This window comes from Caldithrix sp. (assembly GCF_056497305.1).
In genome coordinates this window covers 21,250-39,974 of record NZ_JBSMDE010000067.1, presented here as the reverse complement: position 1 = coordinate 39,974, position 18,725 = coordinate 21,250, and the positions used below count along the sequence as shown (strand labels likewise).

Below are 18,725 nucleotides of genomic sequence, written 5' to 3'. Positions count from 1 at the left end.
GTGAAATGACTTCTGCTGTTGGAGGAGTAAAGTTAAGAGTATATGAGTGTAAGAATTAAAGGATTCCGGGGCACCGGACGATCATTATTTAAAGAAGTTTTTGGGTTGAGGCTATGCTGCCTTAAATAATAAAAGATTAAACCAACTCTTCAACACGTCACCGCTCTAATCGCAGCATTAAAATTTTGAAATTTAAAGCGCTACGCTTTACTCTATAGCTCAGGAATCAGGTCCTGCGGAATGGGCCCTAAATCGGAAGCGGAACAATTCTCTCTCACCTGTTCGGGCGTTTTGGCTCCGGGGATGGCGGTGCTGCAGGCCGGATGGCTGATGCAGAATCGCAAACTGACCTGGGCCATTGTTTGATCAGGGAATTTTTTAAATAGGGGTTTTACTTTTTCCAGGCGATTAAAGTATTCTTCCATCTTTTCCGGGGAAAGGTTCATGCGCCGGTGGTCATCTTCGCTGAACTGCGTGTTACGGTTGAATTTGCCGGTTAAAAAGCCAAACAGCAGGGGAATGCGTACGATGACACCAATGCCATATTCAAGCGCTTTGGGAAAAAGCACTTTTTCCGCCTCTCTTTCCAGTAAATTGTAGCGGACCTGAATAGCATCTAGCAGGTCGTGGTGCAAATCCAGTAAATGGGCCTGTTCGCTCTCTTTAAAAGATTGAATGCTGAGCCCGGCGTGTAAAATCTTGCCGTCTTTTTTTAACTGTTCCAGGGCCTCCCATGGTTCGTCCTGTTCCAGTTTGTCAAGATCGGGACTGTGCAGTTGCAAAATGTCCAGCGCTTCCAGTCCCAGGCGTTTTAAACTTTGCTCCGCAGCAAAAATAATGTACTCTTTTTTGTAATTCTGACGAATTGGGCCATAACCCTCATCGTCTTCTTCGCTGGCAAAATAGAAATCATTGCCGGCTTTTGTGGCGATGATGATGTTGTCTTTGCCTCTCTCTTTAATTACGCGGGCGATCAATTCCTCGGAATGGCCAAAGCCGTACACATCGGCTGTATCGATTAAGGTCACGCCCTGATCAATGGCTTCATTTAAAGCACGGATGGAAATCTGATCATCGGTTTTTCCCCAGTTCATCCCACCAATTGCCCAGGCGCCGAATCCGATGGTTGAAATGACAGGGCCGCGCTTTCCCAATTGTTTGTATTGCATTCGTATCTCCTCCTTAAGAAATTATTTAGAACTCAAAATAGGGATTTGCAGGCAAAAAAACAATAAAAAGCAGTAAACTCCTGGCCTTTATCGCAGACACCGTTTATTCCCATGGCGATTTCTTCTGGTCTGTAAACGCTGTCGGTCCTGGGATTCAATAAAAATCTCTGACCATGGTACGAACTGTAAAAAGCGCAGGTTGAGCGCTTTTTGTTGGTTTCAATGAAATAATAACTGGAAAAGAGCAATTAAAATTTTAGAATGCTTCCTAATATATTGCGCAGGAGCGTGCGAAAATTTTTGTGCTGAAGATCCTAACCTCTCGTCCCCTTCCCTTCTTTAACTAATAAAGGGAAGGGTGAGTAAATTGTGCAGCTTTGCTGAGTTCTATTCCGATATGTTAAGATATTTTACAATTTTCTATTTGCAATCTTTACGCACTTTGTGAATGCTTTGTCCGGCCCCGAAAATCGAGATTTCCGCTGCGCACCAACCGGCAGCATGACGGGCCTGTCTCCGGGATTCGGAGTTTTTGCCTGCATGGGAACAACATTTGTGTAGGTGTTAAGGCAAGTCTCGAGCTAAAGCTCGAGTTACGTTGCGTCTGAAAATTGTCTGCAAGTGTAAGGGATTCTCAGAATGACATGCCGGCCCTGGCCCTCATCGCCTGGGCACAACTTGCCCCTTCGCAAAATAATTCGTAATTTTTAATTCCCTTTCGTAAAGAGCTTGTGCTCCCTCATTCGCCGTTTTCGCCATTTTCTTTTTTGCTCATTTCACTGATTTGTTGACGAAAGAGTTGGGTTTGTCTGGCAAATTCGACCAATTGCTGGCGAACTTTTTCAAAAATGGAATTGGAGGTGTAGGAACCGTCTTTGTGCCTGAGACCGCATTTCTGTCCGGTTAAAATGTAAAGGCCGTCTTCGATGTTGTCCACAGCCCAGATATGAAATTTGCCTTCCTTCACAGCCTGTACCACTTCTTCTTTAAGCAGCAGATTTTTGACATTGGCTTGTGGAATAATGACGCCTTGTTCTCCGGTCAGTCCGCGGGATTGGCAAACTTTGAAGAATCCTTCAATCTTTTCATTAACACCGCCGATGGCCTGCACTTCACCTTTTTGATTCACCGAACCTGTGACGGCAATACCCTGATTGATGGGCACTCCGGAAAGCGAGCTGAGCAGTGCGTAGAGTTCGGCCGATGAAGCGCTGTCGCCTTCCACACCTGAGTAGCTCTGTTCAAATGTAATGGAGGCTGAAAAGGAGAGCGGCATGTCCTTGCCAAATTTTTCATAGAAAAAGCCGGCTAAAATGAGTACACCTTTGTCGTGGATCTTACCGCTGAGTTTTGCTTCACGTTCAATGTTAATGATGCCCCGTGTGCCAATGTAAGCGTTGATGGTAATGCGGTTGGGACGTCCAAACATGTGGTCGCCCAGGTCGTACACGGCCAGCCCATTCACCTGCCCCACTTTGTAACCCGTAACATCAATGTTGATGGTACGCTCACGAATGGCCTCATGAATTTTCTCTTCGATTAGATTGTGGCGGTAGGTCAAATTCTCGATGGCATATTCAACATCTTCCCTGGAAACTACTTTGTGTCGATTTTTTAGAGCCCAGAACGAAGATTCCCGTATGATGCGCACCAGTTCTGCAAAACGAATGGACAATCGTTTTTTATGGTCCGCCAGGCGATAAGCGTATTCCACGATGGCCTCCACACCACTACGATCAAAGTGGAGTAGATGTTCTTCCCGCACCACGCGACTGATGAACTGTACGTATTGTTTGAGGGTGGTAGGCGTTTCTTTGACTTCCACGTCAAAATCAGCGCGTACTTTGAAAATTTTACCAAATTCTTCATCGTAATTGTGCAGCAAACGGTAAAGATAGGCCTGTCCAATGAGGATAACTTTGATTTTAATGGGGATGGGGTTAGGTCGTAATGCCGTTGTCGTAGCCAAACCGATTAACTCAGAATAATCCTCAATACGTAATTCGCCTGAGCGTAAGGTTCGCTTTAGCGATTCATAGGCAAAGGGATGTTTTAGTAACTGCTCGGCGTCGATAATCAGGTAACCGCCATTGGCATTGAGTAAAGAACCGGCTTTGATCATGGTGTAATCGGTGTAAACGAATCCCTGAAAAGCTTTTTTCTCAATGCGCCCAAAAAGATTGGTGTAAGTGGGATTAGTTTCAAAAATAACAGGAGAGCCGTCGTGTTTTTTATGATCAACTACGATGTTGATCTGGTATTTGTCAATTTGCGGCCCTTTAATGGCGGGCAGCGAGGCCTCTTTTTCTGCTTTTCCTAAAAAATTTCCCACGTCTTTAATAATGTCTTCGGCAGCCAGATTCAGGTAATTTTTGATTTCAGGAAAATCGGAATATTTTTCGAGCAGATGCGCAAAGTGATTGTTCACCACATATCTGGCTGTTTTTTGGGTTAATTCTTCTAACTGGTCATGCATTTCGCGATCCAGAATATTGATCTCTTTGACCACCTCCTGAATTCGCTTCTGTACATAAGCCAGATTATTGTTAACGCGCTCTTTTTCTTCCTGAGGGAGTAACTGGAATTCATCTTGACTCAAAGGTTTGCCGTTCTTAGTGGGGATGGTCAAAAAGCCCATATTGGAAGGTTGAATTTGAATATCCAGCGCGTGAGCTTCCACTTCCAGAGTTTGCAAGAGTTCTTGCTTTTGTTTCTGGTATTTTTCAATGACCTTACCCCGTTCATCATCATATTGTTTGGATTCCAGCGATTTCAGCAGATCCATGCGCAGAGTGCGAATCAGTTTTGCAAAACGTGATTTAAACTTACGTCCTTCGCCCGGAGGAAGCAGAATAGCGTACGGTTCATCAGGAGTATCAAAGTTGTACACAAAGATGCAATCTTGCGGCGGAGGCCCCTGCCGGGCAAACCGTTTAACCAGATCCATGACAATGGTTGTGCGACCGCTGCCATAGCGACCGGATACAAAGAGATTGTAACCACTTTTGTCGATCTGCAGGGCAAAATTGATTGAAGAAACGGCACGTTCCTGACCAATAACTGTATCTAAAGGAGGAATGTCTCTGGTCGTTTCAAATTGTAATCGTTTTAGATTGACGGCTTTTTTTAAATCTTCCGGCGTGAGCAAACATTTTTTTAGCATCGTTTTTTCTCCATTCAGTTGGCTGGTTAACAGAAAATACTAAACTACGCCAAATGCTTGCAAACAAATTTTGCTTTAAATCTGAATTTTTCTGAAATTTATGTTTCACTGGGAGTGCATGGGGCCCGGTGGCTCCCCCGGCCTTCAAAGCCGCGTGTGTCCCGCTTGAGGGATAGGTGGGTTCGACTCCCACACACTCCCGCTAATTTTCTTCCTGATTCTGGTCATTCCATTTAAGTATTGGCTCTTTTGAACGATTATTATTGTAAAAGATCAATCAAAGGAGTGAATCATGACCTCAAAAGCACGATGGATGTATTTCAAGTTACGCTATCTAGACATCCCGAAATTGTTTGCCAAGGCTTACTGGTTAAAAATGAGAAGAAAGCTTTCAGGAAATAAAGAAGTAGTAGGAACATTTAAGCTGGATAAAAGCTTTTCTGCTTAACAACTCTGCCAGCGGTCCAAAAACAAGGTCATTTAATTCTGGACTGTAATACCTGCAAAATGAGCATGCTAAGTCAGCACAGCCCCAACCTTTAAGAACCTCAAAGTGCGTCCGTCATACTACCGGCCAGGCAAAAGAGCAATTTTAATTAAAAATTAACAATTACGATTTATTTTGCGAAGGGGCAAGTTGTGCACTGGCGGTGAAGGCCTGTGCCGACATGTCATTCTTCTCCAGCTTTAGCGGGAGAAGAATCCCTTCCACCGGAACACAAGCAAACGCAACGTAACTCGAGCTTCAGCTCGAGACTTTTATAAGGTCGAAATGACAATCATTGAGACTTCGTGCCGAGCGTCATTCCAAATCCAGATCCTCAGGGACAGGCCCGCCAGTCTGGCAAGGCGCAGCCTGACAGGTCTGGCCACCGGTTGGAGCGCAGCGGAAATCCCGATCTTCGGGGACAGGCCCGTCTGGACGGCTATCCAGCCGGACAGGCCATCAAACCATTCAACCAATCAACCATTCAACGATTTTACTCCCTCACACAGCATAAACATTTTCGCATCCCGCAAGACACAATATATCTTTTAAAGAAAATATTCTAAAATTCGCTTTACCTTTTTAATGTGCCGTGATCAGGTACTTCTCTCTGGTTCAAAAAGAGGCCGTCCTAATGGATCAGATGGCGTTGTTTGATCTTTCATCCGGCTACTCGCCACCATCTTTGCCGGGCATTAAACCGAATTTTGTGTCTGTTTTTTTTTTGTTTTTTCCTACTTTTGCCCCTCAGGACAGCCTCTCTATAGCCAATGAAGTGTAAGGGTTACTTAATCAGTAACATACGTTTGGTCAGGGTCCGTTTTCCGGTTTTTAAGCGGTAGAGGTAAATTCCAGAGGGCATCGGTTGACCGGCGTCATTAAAGCCGCGCCAGGTGTACGTGTGTTTGCCTGGTGCAACCGGCCCCTGGTACAAGGTTTTTACCTTCTGCCCCAGGAGATCGAAAATCTCCAATGAAACCAGGTCATTCTCTGAATTTTGCGGTACGATGAAGCTGATCCTGGTAATCGGGTTAAACGGATTGGGAAAATTGCCCAATAAGCGGAAGGTTTCTGCCCTTACAGAAGGATCATGGCCGGCTACTTCTGGCTGCAATTCTACGATTTGGCCGCCTTCGTCCACTTTTACAAAGGCATGAAGAATGCCATCGGCGTCGGTTAGTTGCTGCCAGCCATCCGCTGTTTCCAGAAAGGTCATGCCATCAATTTCGGGGTCTGTATCTTTGGCCATGTAAGGACTGGTGTTCAAACGAGAAAAAGCAATGTAGAACCCTTTCTCATTAATGGTTTGCTCCCGACTGAACTCGATTACATTGTAGCCCATTTTTAAGCCTGATTTATTTTTACGTTGCAGAATAGAACCTGGCAAACCGTCATCGCTAATGGACATCAGGAAAAACTGGCCGGCTAAACCATGGGTGTCTCCGCGTTCCAGGTAAATTCTGAATGTTTTGATGGATACCGGAAAAGTTTCTGGCACAAACTTAACCGCTACCTTTTTACGGCTTTCAGAAGCAATATAGCCATCCGATTCGCCGTCGTCGTAGGCCAGCTCAACGTAACCTTCGGGGATGATGTAAGCGCTAACCGTGTCAGAGGGTTCGGATTGACCGAAGTAATGAGCCACAGCAATGACATAGTAATCATACTCGTAAAAGGGTTCTACATCGCTGTCCGTAAATTCGGTGGCTCCTTTTACATGACCCACCTGCTGAAACACATTAGCCCCGTGATTGCTGCGAAAAACAAAAAAGTCGATGTTGGGATTCATTTCATCCCAGGAAACGACGATGGTGTTATTGCTATTATCGGGGGTGGCCTGCACATTTTGTGGAGGCGGAACCTCGCGCACCGGGCTGTAGATGACCACATCGTCAATCAACAAACCGGGACCGATAGGTTGATCCCAGTCTGACCAGAAACGGAAACGAATCTGAATGGTCTGGCCGGCAAAGCGTGAAAGTTCAAACATGGAAGTGTTCATGGGATAACCATAAGTCCAGGCAAATTCTAACCATTGATCGAATCCAAAAGAATAGACATAGGGCAAATCCTCGATCCATTCCCACTCGGTACTGTCAATATTTTTAACTTCAGGTCGGAAAAATTCCACATCCGGGAAGGCATCGGTATCATAAAAATTGGGAACATATTTGAAGTCCAGATAGATCGGTGCAATAATCGGCAAGGTAATGGGGCCCGATTCAAATACATTGTCCATGTAAGGATTGTAGGTGGAATCGGGGCTGAATGTTCTGCCTCCATTCTGACAGGCGGCTGCGTATCTTCCATTAGGTGTAAATTCCGATAAGAAGGCAGGAATCGGTTCGTCAAATTTTACGATATGCCACAAATCGCCTCCTGGAGGTGGAATAAATTCATTGGATTTGCCAACCATGTCATCCTGAGTGCCGTAATTGCTGAAAAACATGGTGTTTTCAGATTTGACTTCAATATTGTCTATTTGCCAGCCGAACATATCCGGATTGTCAATGGTGCAGTAAGCCATGTCGGAAGCAAAGGCAAAACGAATCATAACAGGTGTGTCCGTGCTGGTAAAGGCCGATAAATCGATGGATTCCATATGCCAGGAATCATTGCGCCCGGCCCAGCCGGGAATACCGGGGCCTTCATTGTGACCCTGTTCTGGATGGCCAAAGGCCCAGATGCTGGAGACATTGTAGGTGTCAAAATTAAGCACCTGCCAGGTTTTTCCGCTGTCTGTGGAGATGCGGACATTCATGCCGTCCCAGGCATCGTAGGGATCGGGCGCCCCGGCCGGATCTTCGGCCCAGTAACGATGGTAAAACGTTAATGTGGCGTTTTCGGTGAGCAAGATGGGGGGCGTATCCAGAACCTGGTACCAGTGGTTGTTGTAACCACCGTGGTTGCCCAGGGTTAAATCGGCACAACGCCACGATTGTCCTTCGTAGGCCTGCCAGTCGTCCAACACCCATTGACTGGGAATGGGATCGGGACGAGGAACGGTCAAATCTTTGCTCTGCCATTGAGCCCAGCGGCGGGGCGTTTCAAAACTTTCCCACCAGATGACTCCGCCCTTAAAACCCAGATTAATCTGCGGGAAAGTCCAGTCTGGCGCGGTTTGAACGGTAAATGAAGAGGTACTGTTTGTACTTTTTGCTTTTAATTGGGATGGATTGGTCTGTTTTGCAGCGAAACTCATCGAACAAAACAAGAGTGAAAATAAAATACTGAATAAAAAGATGAACCTCATACGTATTCCTCCTCTTTTTTTGTGAAAAATGAATGAATCAAATTTTCATCTTTTGGGTGGCAGCCTCCTCTGTTGATGAAACTCGATTGAAAAATATAAAGTGGCCAAATAAGACAGGGCAATTACTGTAGATTAAAAAACAATTCCATTTAAAATGGCTAAAAGTCAGGCAAGTCCCTTTGCGAGAAACTCAAAACATGGCGAAAGTAGTACACAATATACACGATCGATTTTTTAATTACAATATGTTGCTTTTTTTTGGGGCAAAATTGTGATCTATTTGCTAAGGCATCTCTGAACAAAGTGGCACAGCAAAGCTCCCCTCCTGGGAGGGCACGCCCAAAAATCCCCCTCCTGGGAGGGGTTGGGGGGGGCTCCTCAAAAGAAAAAGGAAAAAAGAAAAAAGAAAAAAGATTAATGATGAAAGATGAAGCTTGAGTAAAAAATCGCGCTTTACTGACCAAGGCCATGAGCAAAGCGCAAATCCTGAATTTAGAGTACAGGCCTGGCGTCTGTGGTTAAAAATTTTCCACAACATTTAGATCGCCAAATGAATAAGTAGTTAGCCACCTGCTTTCCTTTTGTTTGCATCGCTTAAATTTTCTCTTAAATTTTATTGCCAACTGGTGGAGATGAAAACATGGAACATATCGATTTTCTACAAAATATCTATGGCCAGACTGGCCTCAACGAAAAATTGGAGTGCATTCATCAATTTGTACGGCAATTTCTTCCTTATGTCGATCGCATTTCATTTGCTTTGTATGAAGATCAAACCGATTTATTGCGCACATTCATAATCAGCGAAACGCAAAGCGCTTCACTGGTTTTGTACGAAGCAAAACTGGCGGATGTGCCTTCGTTACAACAGATGGCTGCTCAACGAAAACCAAGAATTTTAGAAGATATTTCCGGCCTATACAACGAAAACAAAACGCATTCCAGGCGCATTAAAGAAGGCGGCTACCAGGCCAGTTACACATTGCCGCTCTTTTCAGAAGATAAATTATTTGGCTTTATCTTTTTTAATGCCCGACAAAAACGTCCTTTTCGTCAGGAACATCTGGATTTATTGGATTTGATCGCTCATTTGATCTTCAGCCTTGTTTTGATAGAAATTAAACAAACAACCATGTTGCTTTCAGCTGTTCGTACCATCAGTAAAATTATGCATTTTCGGGATCCCGAGACCGGCAAACATCTGGAACGCATGGCCCATTTTTCACGCATTATTGCTAGAGACCTGGCCGAGAGCGGAAAGTATCAGATTGATGATGAGTTCATTCAGTTCCTGTTCGCCCTGGCGCCCCTGCACGACATCGGCAAGATCGCCATTCCCGACCATATTCTGCTAAAACCGCAAAAATTGAGCGATCAGGAATTTCAGGTTATGAAAGAACATACCATCCAGGGGCGAAAAATCATTGACCTGATTATTCAGAATCTGCCCGGTCCTGCGCCGTCTTATTTGAAAATGATGCGCAATATTCCGGAATTACACCATGAAAAACTGGACGGGAAGGGCTATCCGCACGGCTTTGTCGATGGCCAGATTCCACTGGAAGCGCAGATCATTGCCGTGGCCGACATGTTCGATGCCCTGACCAGCGTGCGACCTTACAAAAAACAGTGGAGCAATCAGCAGGCCCTGGAATATTTAAAAGCGCACCCCACACAGGTGAATCAGGATATGGTCCAGGCCCTGGAGAAAAATCTGGATGAAATAACGGAAATCCAAAATAAATTTAAGGATGAAGAACAATTACTGGAGGATGTATGAAGTCTGAAATTCTGGAACGTATTAAACGGAGTGACATTCTGCTCAGCGACGGGGCTATGGGCACCGAACTCCAAAAACGCGGGTTAAAGCAGGGCGCATGTCCGGAGCTGGTAAATATCCAGCAACCGGAACTGGTGCAATCCATTCACAGAGACTATTATCAGAGTGGTTCGGACATTGTAGAAACCAATAGTTTCGGAGGAACCCGGGCCCGTCTGCAAAAATACGACCTGGCTGACAAAGCCTATTTGTTAAATAAGAAAGCAGCCGAACTGGCTAAAACGGTTTGTCCGGAAGGGCATTTTGTGGCTGGTTCCATGGGACCTACCGGGGAACTATTGGAACCTTACGGTGAGTTAAGTTTGGACAAAGCAAAGGATTATTTTAAAGAACAGGCCGAAGCTTTGGCCGAGGGAGGCGTAGATATCTTCTTTATTGAAACGATGATTACCCTGGAAGAAATGGGAGCAGCCATTGAGGCCGTAAAATCGGTAAGCGATTTGCCCGTGGCAGCAACCTTTACTTTTGAATTGAGTCCCACCGGCGTGCACACCAATTGGGGAGTCGATGTGCCCAGCGCCGTAAATTTTTTACGTGATGCCGGCGTAGATATTATGGGCGCCAATTGTGGGGAAGGAACCGAGGTCATTTTGCAGGTCGTTAAGGAGATGCGTCAGCTAACCGATCAGCCGATTTTAGCCCAACCCAATGCGGGATTGCCGGAAATACAGCACCAGGTGATTGTCTATCACGAAACACCGGAAGCCATGGAAAACAAGCTGCGCGCCCTGCTGGAGTTACATCCCAATATTTTAGGTGGCTGCTGTGGCACCAGTGTGCAGCACATTGAGATGATGCGTCGGCTGATCGACGAGTTTAAGCAGGCTGATTAAAAAAATTTTTCTTTTTGTTAAATTGGTTATTAAATTGTTTTTAAAAACAAACCAGTCAGAAACGTACAGCCGGATTGGAAGGAGTTTTTAATGTCTCAAAAGCTATTAGAGCAATTGGGCCTCTGTATTGAACGTGGAAAAGTCGATGCCGATTCCCCTCACCCGGCTGATCTGAAAGGTCAGCCCGGAGCTACGGAGCTGACACAGCAGTTACTGGAACAGGGAATGTCGGCCAATGATATCCTGCAAAAAGCCATGATTCCGGCCATGAAGCGCCTGGGTGATCGTTTTAGTCAGGGACAGGCTTTCATTCCGGACCTGATCATTGCCGCCAAAGCCATGAAGGCCGCCTTACAATGGCTTAAACCCCATTTTGAGTCCGGGGTTGTGGAACAAAAAGGAACGTTTATTTTAGGTACGGTGAAAGGCGATTTGCACGATATTGGCAAAAATCTGGTCGGCATGGTTCTGGAAGGTAATGGTTACCGGGTGATTGATCTGGGAGTCAATGTTTCCAGTGAACAGTTTCTGCAGGCGGTTCAGCAACAAAGGGATTGTTACGTGGGCATTAGCGCCCTTTTAACAACGACCATGCTTTACATGCAGGAAATTGTTAAAACCGTAAAAAGCGATTTCCCTTCTGTTCCGGTTTTTATTGGCGGCGCTCCGGTAACCCAGGAATTTAATAATCAAATTGGCGCCGATGGCTATTTTCCTGATCCACAACAACTGGTTAATTATCTTGAACAATAGGGGGAGTATGCGATCCATTGGTAATTTAGATGTAGATCTGGCTTTAAAGCTTCTTTACACACCCACACCGGAAACCATTCAGAAGCATTATGACACGCCTTATCCTTTACAGGACGAACAGATTAAACGGTATCAGGATCAGGGCTTCATTTATCTGCCTGGAGTAATAAGTAAAGAAGCGTTAGCTTTTTTGCAGCGTGTAATTCAGGCCGCTGTTCTCATTCGTAAAAGTCATGATTTACGGGCCCTCAATGAAAAGAGCATCTACGAACAATCTTTTTTACAATGTGGCTACTTGTGCTGGGATTTTAATCCGGTCAGGGATTTTGTGTTTGCCAGACGATTTGCGCGCCTGGCAAGGGAATTGATGGCCGTGGATCATGTAAGGCTGTGGCACGACCAGGCGTTGTTCAAAGAACCGGGCGGCCGGCAGACCGATATTCATATCGATAGCTCGTACTGGCCAGTGGACAAACCTCAGCTTACTACCACGCTCTGGCTGGCTTTGAATCCGGTGCCAATGGAAAAAGGATGTCTGTTCTTCTATCCCGGATCACACCGATTGCCCAAACACGAATATGTTGATATTTTCAACAATCCTCATGTGCCGCAGGATGTAAAGGATCAACAGCCGGTTTACGTGCCCCTGCAGGCCGGTGATGCCACTTTTCACAGCGGTTTAACCTACCACGGCGCCGGACCTAATAAAACCAACCAGATGCGTGAAGGCATGACCGTAATCTACATGGCAGATGGACTGCGTTTTGATGCCAGCGATCCCCGCAATAATACACACACTTCCTGCCAGGGACTTAATGACGGGGATTTGATTGATACCCGCTTTACGCCCATCCTGGACTAATTCGGATTGTGCTGTCCGGCTTCTGAAAGAGTGGTGGGAGCCAGCATGGTTTTCAATAGACACCGATTTAAAAGAATACCTGCTCTGGCAGATGAAGTCCGGGGGGGAGGAGAACTTAAAGTGCTTTTGCGCAGGAAAATGACACTGAGGTAACAAATGCGACCCAACATTCAGGTTCTACTGGAAACTTTGAAAAGAAAAAAAGCGGAATATGTACCCATGATGGAATTGGGCGTCCATCCAAAGATAAAGGAGCAACTACTCAAACGCCCCATCAGGACGCTTAAAGATGAAGTGGAATTCTGGTACAAAGCAGGGTATGATTACATTAAATTACAACCGGAAGTACAGTTCAGTTTAAGCGGCACCACTCAGGATTCTGCCTTTGGCGCTAAACTGGATGGTACATTGTCTTATGACTGGGCCAATGAAGGGCAGGGACTGGTTACTTCGTTTTCGGATCTGGAGGCCCTGGAACTACCCGACGCCAGGGCCATTAATTATTCCGTTTTTGAACAGATTAAATCTTTGTTGCCAGATGGGATGGGCGTGATCGGGCAGTACGGCGATATTTTTACCATGACCTGGGAATTAATGGGTTTTGAAGGCTTTTCCCTGGCCTTGTTCGAAAATCCATCATTGGTTCAGGCCCTCAATCAGAAAATTGGTGAATTGATTGTGTCCATGTTTGAATTTTTTGCGGACTGTGAGGTGGTGGATGCCATCTGGTACAGCGATGACATTGCCTTTAGCACAGGGCTGCTCATGCCCCCCGATGTTCTGGATCGCTATTTTTTCCCCTGGTTGAAAACGATTGGCGATCTTGCGAAAAAGTCCGGTAAACCTTTCATTTACCACACCGATGGTCTATTATGGGATGTGATGGACAAAATCATTGACTGTGGGGTCGATGCCCTGCACCCAATTGAGCCCAAAGCTATGGATTTAGCCGAAGTGAAAAAGAGGTATGGCGAACAGCTCTGTTTAATCGGTGGTATCGATGTCGATTTGCTGGCTCGTGGCACTCCGCAGGACATTGAAAACGTGGTTAAACACCATATTGAGGTGGCGGCTTACAACGGCGGTTACTGCGTTGGGTCCGGAAACAGTATTCCGGATTACGTTCCATTTGAAAATTATCTGGCTCTGATCCAGGCTGCCCGCCAATATGGAGAACGGCTTTAGATCATGTTTCAGAGTGGGAATCACCAATTTTTAAAAAGCCTCAATCGGAAGCATATTCTCAATTTGTTGCGCATGCATCAGGGACTCTCTGCCAGGAGTTTAAGTCAGATGACCGGTCTGAAAACCGCTACGGTGCTCAATATTTTAAAAGAATTGGAAGCGGAAAAGCAGATTAACAGAAAGGAGATGGGAAGTTCCACCGTCAAAGGTGGAAAGCGTCCGGCCCTCTGGGATATTAATCCCCATTACGGAAAAGCCATTGGCGTGGAGTGGTTGTCCACGCAAATTCGTCTGGCCTTAATCGATTTCAATCTGCAGGTGCTGTCCAAAGAGATCATCCACTTCACAAACCAGACCAGTGATCGTCAAAAGGTTGCCTTTTTTAAGGATCGGCTTAAACGATTTATGACGCGGCACGGTGTGAAGACTCAGCAAATTTTGGGGCTGGGAATTGGACTGGCTGGAGTAGTCGATTTTGAAGGCGGGCTTGTTCTCTCTTCTTATTCCTTTAGTCAGCGCTCTTTCCCTTTAAAAGCCATGATTTCTGCCGGGTTACCCTTTCCCGTCTATCTGGACAATGAATCCAATATGGGGGCATTGGGTCTTAAGTGGATGATGCCTGAGCTGTTTCAGGCGCGCAATATCATCTATCTAACCATTCACCAGTGCTTTTCCGGTATGGGCGCGGGATTTATCTTTGGCCATCAACTCTATCGCGGAAAGCAAAATGCCACGGGAGAATGGCCAGGAGCCCTGTTTGACGATCGTTTTTTCAGCAGTCTGATCCAAAAATTGGAGAGTCCGGATCATCCTTTGATCAAGCTAATAAAGGAAAAGGCCACCTTAAAAGAAGTTCTTGACCTGGCCCAGCATTTAACAAAAAAGGATGATCCCCTGGCCCGACGCTTCTGGCAGTTTTTGCTGGAGCCCCTTGTGCCCCGTTTAGAGTTATTGATTAGCCTGCTGGACCCGGATATTGTGGTGGTTGGGGGAGATATCTTTGACCTGCGGCCGGAACTGGCAACGGATTTGCAGTCCAGAATGGAACAGATAGGGGGCGGGAAAAAATTCCAGCGGCCAGAGGTCATGTGTTCGCCCTTTGGTACGTACACCAATGCCCTGGGCGCTGCAGTGACAGTGCTGAGCGAGGTGTACCAGAGGTAATTGGCAGACAAGTTGTTTCTATGGGAAAGAAAAATCTGTTTTTTAGGAGAAGGCAGCGCTCTTTGCCAGTACCATCTTTCTTTAAAAGCCGGAAATGTTTTTTAGCTTACTTCTTTCAAAAGGTCGAACACCTGAGCGTGTAAAAATTTGTTCCAATGTAGAATGCTTGACCGACCCTTCCGGCTGGCCTATTAGACAGAAATAGGGAAGGGAAATGTTTGTTTAAGAAAAGGTACCCGGCACAGGCCCTGCCTGATTGTCATTTCGGCTAATGTTCCGACTGGGGCGGGACAGAGCGGAGAAATCTTTCTTAGCCGTAAGAAAGTAAGCCAGCGAGAGCCGGAATCCCTTGAATAATGAAAGGGATTCCTTGCCCCCGATAAATTGGAGGCTCCGAATGACATGCCTGCACAGGCACAACTTGCCCCTTCAAAAAATAATTCGTAATTTTTAACTAAGGCAACAGAGCCGCAACCAAAAAACTTTTTTAAAAATGACAGGCCGGTGCCCGGGAACCTTTTAACTATTACACTCATATACTTTAACTTTACTCCTCCAACAGCAGAAGTCATTTCACGAATTAGCCCTCACCTCCTTGATCCCCCTCTCCCAGAATAAAAATCTGGGAGAGGGGGAAGGCTTACCACCTGTGTTGAAGATTTTCTTTCATGGCCCCATTCACGATAAATGGGAATTCTGAATGTCAGCCCGATGCTTATTCAACAAATCAACAAAACATCAATTCAACAATTTTATTTCTTCACACAGCACAAAAATTTTAGCACGCTATTGCATTACATCTTCTGAAGGAAGCATTCTAATCATGCCTTTTGCGGAAAGTTTTTTTGGGTTGCAAGGTACTGATTGAATGAGTAAAGCCACCATCCCTTTTTAGAATAGGGAAGTACATTAAGAAATGAACAGGGAGACAGGCAAGACCAACTTCGAATAGCGGTTAAGATTTTTAGCTGATCTGTCTTGAATGGTCTTCTTTGAGCTCAGGATCCAGGAAGAGGTCACCGATTTGTAAAAAGGTAGCCTTTTCACTGTCAAATTCCGGTACCAGGCAGACACAAATCTGGTCATTATCGTAGATAGAGCGGGCGATTGCCACACGCACTACAAATTTTTCGCTGTCCAGAAAGGCAATGAGCCGCCCACGTACGGTTTGCACGGTAAAGCGTTCCGGAATGGATCCGCAGAGCAACATATGGCTGATATCGACCACTTTCAAATCACTGTTCTGGAAATAATCCCGGAACTTGTTTTCCCGATATTCGCGGCGGACAGGCATGCTGCGGGGCGTAACGTATTGAGAAACCGGTAGTCGACGAATTTCTATGCCATCCAGTTTTGAAATATGATTGGCAAGCGGATCCAATTCATTCTCATGTTCCACAAGGATAACCAGATCGGGCCTTAGCGCTTCGATGATAACTGCCTGAAATTCAACGGCGTGAGGGCCCATGGAATAACCGGAAGAATCCACAACTGTAAATTCACATCCCGATTGCTGTGTTTTCTCCTTTAGTCGTTGTAAGGCAAGCAGGCAATGCAATTCTTTTTGCTGAGGCGTGGTAACGCCAATGAAGCGACTGAAAATCTGTTGTGGGGTTTTCCCGTTCCCTTTTTCAAAGATACCGGCGTTGAGTGTGGTCGGAAGACCGAGATTGGACTGCCCGGGGTCGCAATCGATCAGTCCTACCGTTTTTTCAGGAATCATTTGTTCAATCAGGTAACGGGATAAAGAAGTCTTCCCGCAATCGGTATTGCCAACAACATAGAGTACACCATAGGAGTTCCGTCTAATGTCATCCAGCAGATCGTCCCAAAAAGGTTCTTTTTGAATCATTTTCCAACCAACCAAGTTAGTTGAACTGACAAAAAATGTATTTAAGAAATTTTGAATGCCCTAAATTTTTACTGAGTCTGGTAAATCTGCTAATAAAATATACGCAATTTTGAAGAAAATACAAATCAAATTGCTGTAATCTTCAAATATCCCTCAACTCACCTGTAACTCGAGCTTCAGCTTGAGCCTTGATTCTTTACTCTTTCATCTTTAATCTTGCTTCTTTTTTCCTTTGAGGCGAATCCACCCCTAACCCCTCCCAGGAGGGGGAGTTTGTGGTGCCCCTCCCAGGAGGGAAATTTTGTCTCCCCTCCTTCGGAGGGGACTAAGGGGTGGGTCAAAGCTACTTCAAACCAGCAAAGCCTACCACGGCTTTAATCTTTAATCTTGCTTCTACTTCTCCTTGCGTTCCCGCCATTTTTCAATCGTAGAGAGTTGTGAGGCAACACCGTAAATGTCGATGGATTGGGGATCAAACTGCGTGCTGAAATAGGCCAGCGAGGGTAAAGAAAATAGCCAGCTACCCAGAGCCAATTGGTGTTCCTGTTCATCAATAAAGCGGGCAAAAGCTTGTTTGTCGCCAATTTCGCGAGTGGACATGAAGGTGTAAATGTTTTGCAAAAATTTTACGATTTCCTGACGGTCTTCTCCGGCATGGAGCGCATCCAGTCGGAAGAAATTTTTGTCAGCCTGAAACGATCGTAAGTTAATCGAACGTTGACCATATTCATCAGAATCGGTAATCAGATTGATCTTGTGCGTCGAGAAATCGGGTTCACGTAAAAAGATGTCGTACAAATCGAACAACAGGTTGCTGCGATAGTTGGTTATGGGGACAATTACGGCATCGTAATTGCCCTGTTTAATCTGTTCGTTGTTTACAGCCAGGGCTTTGATTTTACCGCCGCTAATCTGCGGATCGTTCAAAATGCGTACGAGTTCCGCCAGTTCCTCACGAAAGCCGTAATTCAGACAGGTTACGATTCTCAACGAATCCGTCAGAGCAAAAAGGTCGGCAGACGGCGCGTTTTTGGGAGGAATGACAATTTTTTCCTGTACATAATAGGAGGTTGATGGAAAAACGCTGTAATTCAGGTAGTCGTCGTAATTGTCGAAATGACCTTGAAAATCGGTAATGTGTCGTTGTTGTTTTGTGCCCACCTTGTAAAAGCGATTGATGATTTTCTTATTGTCGATCAGCGCTTTCAGGGCCTGGCGCTGGGCTTTGTTCAGGCGTTGTGTGTTGAAGAAGATGGCAAAAAACGTATTGCTGATGTTCGATTTGTAAAAGAAGTCGCTGCTGTCCTGTAAAATAGGTGAAAGGGCGCCAAACGGCGTGCTTAACAGGCAGTTGATGTTCCCGCTGCTCAGTTCGGTGGTAAATGTACTGTTATCGATGTAGGGCTTTAAAACGACCCTGGAAATGTTGGCCTGGCCGGCAGGATTTTTGGGGAAGTAGATTACATCTTTGTATTCACCGGCGTACATGTAGGGCCCGGTGCCATTGGTGTAATTGAGTTGGTTGTAGGTTGCGGTATGGGGTAGCACTTTGAACGAGAGCACTTCTTTAATATCATTTTCATTCCAGATGCGATCTCCCTTAAATTTAAAGTGAATTTCGTTGTTCTCATCCGGACCGCTGAAATCAAAATTCTCTACGGCCTGACCAACCAGAACGTAATCCGGAGAAAGACTACCCAGGCGCTGAATGCGTTTTAATGTAAATCGCAGGTCATTGGCAATAAAGTAAACGGCCTCGGTGGGGGTGATTTCGATATCGTCTTTATGTAAAAAGACCTTAAAACTCTGGTGCCATTTTACCGTTGGTTTCAAGCGCACCGTAACCACGTTATTGGCGTCAATACCAACCAATTCTCCCAGTCCTTCCTCGTAAGTGACCCCACTGGGATTGGCCGAGATATTAAACAGTCCATCGTACAACAGCTCATCAATCTTGTCCGAAATAGGGATATGGCTCGGAATATGGGGATCCATGATCGGTTTTTGATGCGAGATGTAGGGAATAACGATCTGATCTTTTAAATTTTTGGCAAAAATAAAATAGAGAACGACGGCCAGAACAACGACGATCCCTCCGCCGATGAGTAAATATTTTTTATCAACAAAGCCTTTTTGTGACATCACTTGCATCTGAAATCTCCTT

14 protein-coding genes and 1 tRNA gene are annotated in these 18,725 nt (G+C 45.5%); 10 read left to right on the top strand and 5 right to left on the bottom strand.

The window, feature by feature from the left end; all coding sequences use genetic code 11:
* Window positions 1-212: 212 nt before the first annotated feature.
* Together ACWB0I_RS05520 and ACWB0I_RS05515 are read right to left on the bottom strand one after the other, a co-directional pair.
* Complete coding sequence (locus ACWB0I_RS05520; RefSeq protein WP_479387040.1) at window positions 213-1,169, bottom strand: aldo/keto reductase; 957 nt, start codon at window positions 1,167-1,169, stop codon at window positions 213-215.
* Window positions 1,170-1,908: 739 nt separating this feature from the next.
* The gene (locus tag ACWB0I_RS05515) at window positions 1,909-4,332 is read right to left on the bottom strand and encodes a Lon protease family protein (protein ID WP_479387039.1); all 2,424 of its coding nucleotides are present in this window, start codon (window positions 4,330-4,332) and stop codon (window positions 1,909-1,911) included.
* A gap of 110 nt (window positions 4,333-4,442) precedes the next feature.
* Between ACWB0I_RS05515 and ACWB0I_RS05510 the strand changes: the two genes are divergently transcribed.
* The 4 genes from ACWB0I_RS05510 (at window position 4,443) to ACWB0I_RS05495 (ending at window position 5,600) form a co-directional block, all read left to right on the top strand.
* Window positions 4,443-4,534 (top strand) — tRNA-Sec (locus ACWB0I_RS05510).
* A gap of 90 nt (window positions 4,535-4,624) precedes the next feature.
* A complete protein-coding gene (locus tag ACWB0I_RS05505; RefSeq protein ID WP_479387038.1) occupies window positions 4,625-4,780 on the top strand; it encodes a hypothetical protein in 156 nt (51 codons plus the stop codon).
* 344 nt (window positions 4,781-5,124) lie between these two features.
* Window positions 5,125-5,385 (top strand): hypothetical protein, encoded by a 261-nt coding sequence (locus ACWB0I_RS05500; RefSeq protein WP_479387037.1) that lies wholly within the window; start codon window positions 5,125-5,127, stop codon window positions 5,383-5,385.
* Between the two features lie 68 nt (window positions 5,386-5,453).
* A complete protein-coding gene (locus ACWB0I_RS05495) occupies window positions 5,454-5,600 on the top strand; it encodes a hypothetical protein (protein WP_479387036.1) in 147 nt (48 codons plus the stop codon).
* Between the two features lie 3 nt (window positions 5,601-5,603).
* Here the strand turns inward: ACWB0I_RS05495 and ACWB0I_RS05490 are convergent, their stop codons facing one another.
* Window positions 5,604-8,072, bottom strand: coding sequence for a FlgD immunoglobulin-like domain containing protein (locus tag ACWB0I_RS05490; protein WP_479387035.1), 2,469 nt, complete (start codon window positions 8,070-8,072; stop codon window positions 5,604-5,606).
* A gap of 640 nt (window positions 8,073-8,712) precedes the next feature.
* Between ACWB0I_RS05490 and ACWB0I_RS05485 the strand changes: the two genes are divergently transcribed.
* The 6 genes from ACWB0I_RS05485 to ACWB0I_RS05460 all read left to right on the top strand — a co-directional run bounded on the left by ACWB0I_RS05485 (window position 8,713) and on the right by ACWB0I_RS05460 (window position 14,709).
* Window positions 8,713-9,852: an HD domain-containing phosphohydrolase gene (locus ACWB0I_RS05485; RefSeq protein WP_479387034.1), complete on the top strand. Its 1,140-nt coding sequence runs from the start codon at window positions 8,713-8,715 to the stop codon at window positions 9,850-9,852.
* A complete protein-coding gene (locus ACWB0I_RS05480; protein ID WP_479387033.1) occupies window positions 9,849-10,745 on the top strand; it encodes a homocysteine S-methyltransferase family protein in 897 nt (298 codons plus the stop codon). The genes ACWB0I_RS05485 and ACWB0I_RS05480 overlap by 4 nt, the downstream gene beginning before the upstream one ends.
* 90 nt (window positions 10,746-10,835) lie before the next feature.
* On the top strand, window positions 10,836-11,498 hold the full coding sequence (locus ACWB0I_RS05475; protein WP_479387032.1) for a cobalamin B12-binding domain-containing protein: 663 nt from the start codon (window positions 10,836-10,838) through the stop codon (window positions 11,496-11,498).
* A 7-nt stretch (window positions 11,499-11,505) separates the two neighbouring features.
* Window positions 11,506-12,360 carry a phytanoyl-CoA dioxygenase family protein gene (locus ACWB0I_RS05470; RefSeq protein WP_479387031.1) on the top strand — a complete coding sequence of 285 codons (855 nt, stop codon included), beginning with the start codon at window positions 11,506-11,508 and terminating at the stop codon, window positions 12,358-12,360.
* 156 nt (window positions 12,361-12,516) lie between these two features.
* Window positions 12,517-13,545, top strand: coding sequence for a uroporphyrinogen decarboxylase family protein (locus ACWB0I_RS05465; RefSeq protein ID WP_479387030.1), 1,029 nt, complete (start codon window positions 12,517-12,519; stop codon window positions 13,543-13,545).
* Window positions 13,546-13,548: 3 nt separating this feature from the next.
* On the top strand, window positions 13,549-14,709 hold the full coding sequence (locus tag ACWB0I_RS05460) for an ROK family transcriptional regulator (RefSeq protein WP_479387029.1): 1,161 nt from the start codon (window positions 13,549-13,551) through the stop codon (window positions 14,707-14,709).
* A gap of 964 nt (window positions 14,710-15,673) precedes the next feature.
* Here ACWB0I_RS05460 and ACWB0I_RS05455 read toward each other — a convergent pair.
* Entirely contained in the window at window positions 15,674-16,561 is an 888-nt protein-coding gene (locus ACWB0I_RS05455; RefSeq protein WP_479387028.1) for a Clp1/GlmU family protein, read from the bottom strand.
* Window positions 16,562-16,954: 393 nt separating this feature from the next.
* Window positions 16,955-18,712 (bottom strand): ABC transporter substrate-binding protein, encoded by a 1,758-nt coding sequence (locus tag ACWB0I_RS05450; protein WP_479387027.1) that lies wholly within the window; start codon window positions 18,710-18,712, stop codon window positions 16,955-16,957.
* Window positions 18,713-18,725: the final 13 nt, after the last annotated feature.

Coding starts and splice junctions, on each gene's coding strand:
- ACWB0I_RS05520 (WP_479387040.1), bottom strand. CDS start 1,169: ATGCAATACAAACAATTGGGAAAGCGCGGCCCTGTCATTTCAACCATC.
- ACWB0I_RS05515 (WP_479387039.1), bottom strand. CDS start 4,332: ATGCTAAAAAAATGTTTGCTCACGCCGGAAGATTTAAAAAAAGCCGTC.
- ACWB0I_RS05505 (WP_479387038.1), top strand. CDS start 4,625: ATGACCTCAAAAGCACGATGGATGTATTTCAAGTTACGCTATCTAGAC.
- ACWB0I_RS05495 (WP_479387036.1), top strand. CDS start 5,454: ATGGATCAGATGGCGTTGTTTGATCTTTCATCCGGCTACTCGCCACCA.
- ACWB0I_RS05490 (WP_479387035.1), bottom strand. CDS start 8,072: ATGAGGTTCATCTTTTTATTCAGTATTTTATTTTCACTCTTGTTTTGT.
- ACWB0I_RS05485 (WP_479387034.1), top strand. CDS start 8,713: ATGGAACATATCGATTTTCTACAAAATATCTATGGCCAGACTGGCCTC.
- ACWB0I_RS05480 (WP_479387033.1), top strand. CDS start 9,849: ATGAAGTCTGAAATTCTGGAACGTATTAAACGGAGTGACATTCTGCTC.
- ACWB0I_RS05475 (WP_479387032.1), top strand. CDS start 10,836: ATGTCTCAAAAGCTATTAGAGCAATTGGGCCTCTGTATTGAACGTGGA.
- ACWB0I_RS05470 (WP_479387031.1), top strand. CDS start 11,506: ATGCGATCCATTGGTAATTTAGATGTAGATCTGGCTTTAAAGCTTCTT.
- ACWB0I_RS05465 (WP_479387030.1), top strand. CDS start 12,517: ATGCGACCCAACATTCAGGTTCTACTGGAAACTTTGAAAAGAAAAAAA.
- ACWB0I_RS05460 (WP_479387029.1), top strand. CDS start 13,549: ATGTTTCAGAGTGGGAATCACCAATTTTTAAAAAGCCTCAATCGGAAG.
- ACWB0I_RS05455 (WP_479387028.1), bottom strand. CDS start 16,561: ATGATTCAAAAAGAACCTTTTTGGGACGATCTGCTGGATGACATTAGA.
- ACWB0I_RS05450 (WP_479387027.1), bottom strand. CDS start 18,712: ATGCAAGTGATGTCACAAAAAGGCTTTGTTGATAAAAAATATTTACTC.